This window comes from Chitinophaga sp. 01L420, from assembly GCF_056399985.1.
Genome location: NZ_JBFTSK010000141.1, coordinates 1 through 611, shown reverse-complemented (window position 1 = coordinate 611; position 611 = coordinate 1). Strand labels below are relative to the sequence as shown.

At 45.6% G+C, this 611-nt stretch carries 1 protein-coding gene; it reads right to left on the bottom strand.

Translation table 11 applies throughout. The annotated features are described in order from the left end of the window. The coding region (locus AC1DP6_RS36515; RefSeq protein ID WP_477059314.1) for an Ig-like domain-containing protein at positions 1-611 on the bottom strand (611 nt) is incomplete at both ends.

The following is a 611-nucleotide window of genomic DNA, read 5'->3' as shown; positions in this document are numbered from 1 at the left end:
GCTGACAGCTCCATCAGTTATCGGCGTGATGACGATGGTATAGGTAATGTTGTCGGTAGTTTGAAGCGTAGCAGCAGTAGCATTGGTTAATGTAAAGTCTGCTACTGTAAGCCCAGTCACCGCCTCGCTAAATATCACATTCACTGTAAACGGCGCATTRACAATAGCCGCRGCAGTGGTGGACAACGTAACTGTTGGATGCACCGTGTTTACGAATACGCCCATAGTATTGCCGATATTATTCAAGGTGAGTGCAGCGGTATTATTCGCTGCATCCTTAATAGTCGCACCATTCAGCAACAGGTTAGTACCAAGTGTGATACCGTYCATATCCAGATCGCCGTTCTGAACAGTGTAACTGAAGGATAAATCCTGTGTACCGGCGCCTCCAGTATAAACCGCTGAAACATTTGTGCCTCCTATATTTACACTAATCGATGGCACACCGCCAGTAGTATTGATGAGCACATTTTCACTGTACGTCACTGTAAAGTTCAATGTACTACCTGCTTTATAATAACCATTCGCAGGTACAATTACCTGTGTAACTACTGGTGCCGTGATATCTGCCGTTACACTGATGGTGTTGCTCGCAGTGTTCTCGCAGTGTT